At 63.5% G+C, this 7,174-nt stretch carries 5 protein-coding genes; 2 read left to right on the top strand and 3 right to left on the bottom strand.

Annotated elements, in window-relative coordinates; genetic code table 11:
• The 3 genes from ABIV12_RS16160 to ABIV12_RS16150 form a co-directional block, all read right to left on the bottom strand.
• A partial coding sequence (locus tag ABIV12_RS16160) for a hypothetical protein (RefSeq protein ID WP_348061221.1) occupies window positions 1-3,032 on the bottom strand: 3,032 nt, incomplete at its 3' end.
• A gap of 340 nt (window positions 3,033-3,372) precedes the next feature.
• On the bottom strand, window positions 3,373-4,122 hold the full coding sequence (locus ABIV12_RS16155) for a response regulator transcription factor (RefSeq protein WP_348061219.1): 750 nt from the start codon (window positions 4,120-4,122) through the stop codon (window positions 3,373-3,375).
• Window positions 4,115-5,536, bottom strand: a complete 1,422-nt coding sequence (locus tag ABIV12_RS16150; protein ID WP_348061217.1) for a HAMP domain-containing sensor histidine kinase — start codon at window positions 5,534-5,536, stop codon at window positions 4,115-4,117. The genes ABIV12_RS16155 and ABIV12_RS16150 overlap by 8 nt, the downstream gene beginning before the upstream one ends.
• Window positions 5,537-5,721: 185 nt before the next feature.
• On the opposite strand from ABIV12_RS16150, the gene ABIV12_RS16145 reads away from it, so the two are divergent.
• Together ABIV12_RS16145 and ABIV12_RS16140 are read left to right on the top strand one after the other, a co-directional pair.
• Window positions 5,722-6,876: a glycoside hydrolase family 18 protein gene (locus tag ABIV12_RS16145; RefSeq protein ID WP_348061215.1), complete on the top strand. Its 1,155-nt coding sequence runs from the start codon at window positions 5,722-5,724 to the stop codon at window positions 6,874-6,876.
• Between the two features lie 65 nt (window positions 6,877-6,941).
• The coding region (locus ABIV12_RS16140; protein WP_348061213.1) for a hypothetical protein at window positions 6,942-7,174 on the top strand (233 nt) is incomplete at its 3' end.

Raw genomic sequence — 7,174 nt, 5'->3', positions numbered from 1 at the left:
TTTCCGGTCGCCGTGTTGCTGACATTCTGGCCGTCCGCACTCGCTTGTGGCGTGACAGGAATCGTGTAGCTGATCGATCCGCCGACGGCGATTCCTGCAGGCAGCGCGCAGGTGATGACTTGCCCGGCCGCACTGCAACCCGTGGGGAGCGTGCCGATCGACAAGCCTGCGGGAATGGTGTCTACCAGCGTACCGACCAACGTCGGCGCCTGGCCGTTGTTGGTCGCGGTGATCACATAGCTCGCCTCGACGCCGACGATGAGGGTGCCCTGCAGGGTTTTCTCCACGTCGATCAATGGCGCGTCGACCGGCGTTTCAATCGCGCTGGAACAGCGGGGCGCGGCCGGGCAGCCGCTGTCGCCACCACCGGACGTACCGGCGACGTTGCGGGCCGGAGATGTCGTGCCCGCGGCAATCGCCACGGGAACGCTGATGATGGGCGCATTGGCACCCGGGCTGAGCACGGCATTGGTGCTGCACACGACATTGGTCGGCGTGCTCGCACTGCAGTTCCAACCCGTTCCGCTGGGCGTCGCGGTCGTCGTGATGCCGGGCGGCAGGGGATCGGTGACGGTGATGGTGCCGGTCGTTGCGGAGGTACCGCTATTGCCGACCAACACCGAGTAGGTGCCGGTCTGGCCGACCGCGAATGCTGCGGGTGTCGCGGACTTCTGGATGCTCAGTTGCGGCGCGCCGCCATTGGAATTGGTGACGGTCGAGCCGCGCACGCAGGGCGGGGTCGAACAGGTGGTTCCGGTCGGCGGCGTCACCGATGCGGTGTTGGTGATCGTGCCGGTCGCGGCGAGATCAACCGTGCCGGTGACCGAAATCAGCAGACTGGTGCCGCTCGGCAATGCGACCTGCGTGAGCGCGATCGTGTTGGTGGTCCCGGTCGCGCCACTGCCCGCTTGCGTCGTGTCGCAATCGGCACCCGCACCGGTCGCAACGCACGACCACGCGCTCACCGCGACGTTCGCAGGCACGGTGTCGAGCACACTGGCGCCGCTGACGCCGCTCGGACCGTTGTTCACGACAGTGATGCTGTAGTTCAGCGACTGGCCTGGCAGATACGTGCCTGCAGGACTTGCAACCTTGGTAATCGCGAGATTCGCCAGCGGTGTGATCGCAAGCGTCGCGACGGCCGTGTTGTTGGCCGGATTCGGATCGGGCGTGTCGCTTCCAGCGGTTGCAGTTCCGCTGATCGGGCCGGTCAATGGCGCGGTGAAATCCACCGTGCAGTTGATCACGCCGCCGACCGGAAGCGTCGCCACCGGCGGTGCGGGAGTACAAAAGACGACGGCTCCGGCGGGCAGGCCGGCAACAGTGCAGGTCGCGTTCGCTGCGACGCCCGGACCGTTGTTGGTGCAGGTGAAGGTGCCATGCACGGGATCACCGGCATTTGCAGTCGGCGGCAGGGTGATCGTTGCCTGCATGTCCGCGTCCACCACATTGGTGGTGACGGTGGATGAATCGTTGTTGTCTTCGTCGGGATCGGTGGTGCCGACCGGCGGATCGACATGCGCGGCATTCAGAACCGCTTGTACCGTCGCGGGTGCGGTGCCGGTGATCAGGATCTTCGCAGTGGCGCCCGTCGGCAACGTTGCAATGAAGCCACTGACGGCATTGCCCGCGACGGTGATGTCGGCATTGTTGCAGACAGCGCCCCCGGTGACGGCGCCGCAACTGGCGGCGACTGCGGTGATCGCGGTCGGGACGGCATCGCTGAACAATGTTCCGCTGGCATTGCCTGGACCGTTGTTGGAAACAATCAATTCATAGTTGATCGTCGCTCCGGGAGCCACTGTTGCCGGTCCGGTTTTCGTGACGGCGACGTCAGCCTCGACCGCGTTGGTGATCACGCAATCGACCAGGTCGTCGGCGTTTCGCACATCGAGCGTCGGCGGGTTGGCCGGGTCGTACGCAATCGCGGCCCCATTACCGGGCAGAACCGTCGTCGACCCCGCATTTGAGTTGGTGCACTGGATGGTCTTCTTGTACTGGGCCAGCGACGACGCACTGCCCGGCGCCATGTCCTCCGCGAGGGTCACGATGTTGCCCGGCAGGATCGATGCGCTCAGCGTGTCTTGCGCGCCTGTCGTCGTTCCGCTGGTCGTGCAGTCGCCAATGGCACCCGGCAACGCCGCGGTGCATGCGCCCCGTCCGATCGACAGCGGCGGCGTCGCGTTGTTGAGGATCCGATAGGTGAACTGGTCGGAAGGATCGCCTCTGGAGACAATGTTCTTGGTCAGGCGCACCGCGCCCCAACGGATGCCGAGCATGATTCCCTGCTTGGCAGTCGAGGTGATCGATGCGGTCACGTCGAACGTCCCTGTCGCGGGTTTCGCAGTTGTCACCAGCCACGCGGCCACCGGCGCGCTTTGCGCCGCCTCGACCACGGTTCCGGTGCCGATGCCGGGCAGGATCGCGGGGCCGTTGCGTCCGGTCGCCGGCAAGCGCTCCAATTGGTTCCAACTATCTCCGGTCGAGATGAAGGTGATCTTCCCCCCGGCGCCATCGCCCGTGTCCATCGATTCGCCATCGACAAGAATGATCTCGAATTCGTCGACGGCATCACCGCGCGGGTTGACGAGGTTGATGTTGGACAGCTTGAAACTGACGTTGTTGCCGATACTGCCGTCGGTTGGATACAGCACGACGTTCGGTCTGCCGTTGACGGACACATTGCCGGCGCAGGTGCCGGGATACGTGCTCCACGTGTAGCCGACGTTGCCCATGGCAGAGCCATTGTAGGTGGGCGAACAGACGCCTTCGAACTTGCGCGTACCGCTTCCGGTGCGCGTCAGGTCCAGACTCAGGACGGAGCCGTCCGCGAGATTGAACGAGAATGCCGTCGTGCCGTCGGCGACCGACGAATAGCCGCTCCAGTCCATCCAGTAGATCTGGTCGGCGTGAGCGCCGCTGCCGGCGTCCGCGCGATAGGCGTTGTTCGCCATCGCAAAAGGCGCGAACCAGAGGACAGATGCCGCCGCCAGTCCATTCACCACACGGCGCAGCCGCTTTTCGATCTTCATGTTCGCCCCTTCCATCGTTGTCTTCGATCAGGGGCGACCTCGGCAACGTGCTGGCCAACCTCCATCAGAAAGGTCGAAAGCCGTTGCTGCGAACTTCGCGGGTGAACTCAACGCCCCGCTCTTGCGAAGCACGTCGAGAACACAACAGACGCAAACGCGCCCCTGCACATGGGGACAGCGTAGGAAAGAAGCGCGGCCAAACGCACTCACCCAACTTCTCGCTTGCTCACCAAAGCTCACGCGAACGCCGCGAAACCGCACGAATTCGCGCTATTTGCGGGATTGCAACAAAAGGCAACACGGCAAGATCGACTCGCGAGCGGGTCCGCTGCGCGTGGCCTCAGGCCGGCGGGTTTCCTGCTGTGCCCAACAAGACGTAGCCGCGACCGCGACTTGCGTTCAATGGGAATGGCTCGTTGAATTGCCTGGCGACCTTGCGCCGAAGGCGATGGATCAGCATCTCGAGACGATGCGGATCAAAATCGTGCTCACACTCGCCAAGATCCGCGATCAGTTGTGCACGCGCGACGGGTTCGCCGGCTGCCGCGATCAACCGCTCGACCACGCAGCGCTCCGATTGCGTCAGAACAACGTAGTCGCCGGACGGCGCATGCAGATGCCACCCGTTCGACGACACGCTCCACCCGCGCGGGGGATCGCCGGGCGCATCGCTCCCGGTTCGCATCCGGCGCAACAATGCGTCGATGGTCGCGGTCATGAATTCCATGTCCACGGGCTTCGACAGCCACACGTCGACCGCATCGGAAAGTCCTTGCACACTTTTTTCCACATCGTGGCGGCCGGTCAGCACCACGATTCCCAGAGACGACACGTCGCGCAGCTGACGCGCAACCGACAACCCGTCTTCGTCACTCAAGCCGATGTCCAGAACGATGGCGTCGAACGAGGTCGACAACAGGCGTCGATACAGCTCTGACGAATGCGCGAACGTCTCGACCGAAAATCCATGTTGGACCAACCCGGCGCGCAGGATGTGTTCACGAAACGCATCATCGTCCTCGAGTACCGCGATCCGTGCCTGGGATGCAGCACCAACCGTTCGGCGCTGTGCAGCCTCCCGATCAGGCATGGGCGAGGCCCGCCATCGGCAGGCGCACGCGAAACGTCGACCCCGCCCCCACCTCACTTTCGAAGGTAATGTCGCCACCCGCCGCGTTGACCAGATTCTTCGACACGGAGAGGCCGAGCCCGGTACCCTGCCCCGCAGGCTTGGTCGTGAAAAACGGCTCGAACAAGCGCTCGGAAACATTCCTGTGGATGCCGCGTCCGGTATCGCGGAATTCCATTTCCACAGCGGAAACGTCGGCAAGCACGCGCGTGCGCGCGTGGAATTCGCCGCCGTCAGGCATCGCGTGATTGGCATTCGCGGCGATATTCAACACGACCAAATCCAGCTGTGCGCGGTCGAACGCGATCATTTGACGGTCCGCCGAAACGTCCAGTGCAATGCGAACGCGTGGATCGAACAGCTGGCGCAACATCGGCTTCAAGTCCCGCAGTGCGTCAGCCACGTCGAACTCTTCGATCTTCGTCGCTTCGATTCGGCTGAAATCAAGCAATTTGCGCGTCACTGCGGTGGCGCGGCGACCGGCGGCGTCGATACCGCCCAGAATTTCCTTGAGCTCAACGCCGTCGGTCGTGCGAAGTCCTCTGGAGGCATATCCGAGAATCAGGCCAAGCAGATGGTTGAAATCGTGCGCGATGCCACTGGCGAGCCTTCCGACCACCTCGACCTTCTGAGCATGGATCAATTGCTGCTCGGCTTTTTTGCGCTCTGCCATCTCGGCTTCGAGTCGGTGGTTCGCGACCGCCAGAGCGTCGCCGCGGCGGGTCGCCTCACCCAGGCTTTCGCGCAAGGCTTGCACGCTGCGATCGATCACCACGGCGATCAGCAGGAACATGACCGATTCGATCACGACACTCATGGTGACGTTGAGAGGAGTGTCGATTGCCGACGCGGCATTGCGCACGTCGACGACGCCCCCGGCGGTGTACGCGATCACCACGCAAGCGAATGTCAGCCAGAGCGCGCGACGACCGATCATCAGGCCTGCGAGCACCATCCATACGACCTGCAGCGGTTGCTCGAATGCTTGCGAGGTCGTGCCCGCGGTCGCGTACGAGAAAATCATCGCCGCGGCGATCAGCGCCAGCGTCTGGCGGATCGCCCACTGAAAGCGCCCGCGCCGGATGAGGAGCACACCCGACATCGCGACTGCGCTGATCATCAGGCTGACGACCATGCTCTGAATTTCGCCATCCCGCCACGGAATGTCGGAAGCGAACGCGCGATACAGCCACATCAACGGGGGGGCGCACCCGAGAAACAGCAACACGACCTGCAGCATTGGCGCATTGCGCCGGTCGATCGGATCAGCGATCGGCGCGCGCCACAGCCAGCGCGGGACGCGGCCGCCTGACGACGTCGCGTCACCGTCGGGATCCGCGCTGTCCGCGCCAGTTGGGCTAGGCATATCGATCATCCAAGTCATCTCCATGGAAAATCCCGCCACGGAGCCGATGGGGAGAAGCCCAGCAGCCGCGATATCGTGCAACGGCGGGTCGTGCAGACAAAGATAGCCGAAGGCTCGGTGAGCCGCATGTCCGTTTTCGACCCACTATGACGTATTGGATCGATTGACACGAAATTTTTCACAGAGGTGGTGCCATGCTCGGCTTGAATGGGTACGCGATGCGGATCGGCTTGCTCCTCGCGGCGGCGGGCCCGTGTGTCGCCGCGCAGGCGACCGACAGTATTTTCGCAAATGGATTCGAGGCACCGCGCTGGGTGCAGGGGTACTACGTCGGCTACGAACGCACCCTGTATCCGATTGGCGACGTGGATTTTTCGACAGTCACCCACTTGATGGTCGGACGCGTGCGGCCACTTGCCGACGGCAGTGTGACCACGGATTTCGATATCGACACGGTCAACGGTCCTGCGTGGGCTCACGCGGCGGTCAACGCCGCGCATGCCGCCGGACGAAAGGCGATCGGCATGGTCGGCGGCGCCGGCGAGGTCGGTGGATTCGAGGGTGCAGCATCGGCGGCCCATCGCGCGACCTTCGTGGCGAATCTTCTCGCCGTCGTGGACACCTATCACTTCGATGGCCTGGATCTCGACTGGGAGCCGCTCGAAGGCAACGACAAGGCGTTGTTCGTCGCATTGGCGCAAGCACTGCGCGCCGCGCGACCAGGCCTGCTTCTGACCGTTCCGCTGCTCTGGACCAACACGAATTTCGACGACACGCCCGATCCCTTCCTCGCGCAGATCGCGCCGTTGTTCGACCGCATCAACGTGATGACTTACGACATGGCCGGGCCGTGGGATGGCTGGCAAAGCTGGCACAACTCGGCGCTGTACGGTGAAACGCCAAATACTCCGTCGTCGATCTCGGCGACGATTGCCTACCACCGCGCGTCCGGAGTCCCCGCCGCGAAGCTCGGCTACGGCATCGCGTTCTATGGAGACTGCTGGCAGGGCGTGACCGCGCCTCACCAGCCCGGCGGCAACATCAGCAACAGCGACGGCACCATGAGCTACACGAACATCCTGGCCGGCTACTACACGCCGTCGCGCCGAATCTGGGACGCAACCGCAAAGGTGCCGTATCTTTCTTCTTCCACGCCGTTCGGCGTCGGCGGCTGCACCTTCCTCAGTTACGACGACGCCGAGTCGATCGCAGGCAAGGGTGCATACGCCCGCGCGCAAGGTCTGGGCAGCGTGATCATCTGGACGATCAGCCAGGGCCATATCCCGACGCTTCCGGCGGGACAGCGCGATCCGTTGCTCGACGCGATCCGCACCTCATTTCTCCAATAGCGGTCGCAGCGCTCGGCTCTGCACCACGCAAATGTTCCACAACATTCTCGAATGGAATCTTCACCATGCAGTCCCGTACCGCGCGAATCCTTGCTGCACTCCTGACGATCGGCGTGTTCGCCACCCGTGCCCATGCGGACCTGACCGTCTACGACGACGCGCTGCAGAACGGCTTTCAGGATTACTCCTACGGCGGTGGCAGCAACTTCGTGAACACTGCGCCGGTGCATGGAGGCAACCGCTCGATCGCCCTGACCGGCAATGCGTTCAATGCACTGTCGTTTTTCCACGATCCGGG

The sequence above is a fragment of the Dokdonella sp. genome (assembly GCF_039926425.1).
Taxonomy (GTDB): Bacteria; Pseudomonadota; Gammaproteobacteria; order Xanthomonadales; family Rhodanobacteraceae; genus Dokdonella_A.
Note: the sequence above shows the minus strand (reverse complement) of the source record. Positions and strands in the feature narration are given on the sequence as shown.

Bases quoted from the DNA above. Each gene is read 5' to 3' on its own strand.
- ABIV12_RS16155 (WP_348061219.1), bottom strand. From the start codon at position 4,122: ATGCCTGATCGGGAGGCTGCACAGCGCCGAACGGTTGGTGCTGCATCC.
- ABIV12_RS16150 (WP_348061217.1), bottom strand. From the start codon at position 5,536: ATGATCGATATGCCTAGCCCAACTGGCGCGGACAGCGCGGATCCCGAC.
- ABIV12_RS16145 (WP_348061215.1), top strand. From the start codon at position 5,722: ATGCTCGGCTTGAATGGGTACGCGATGCGGATCGGCTTGCTCCTCGCG.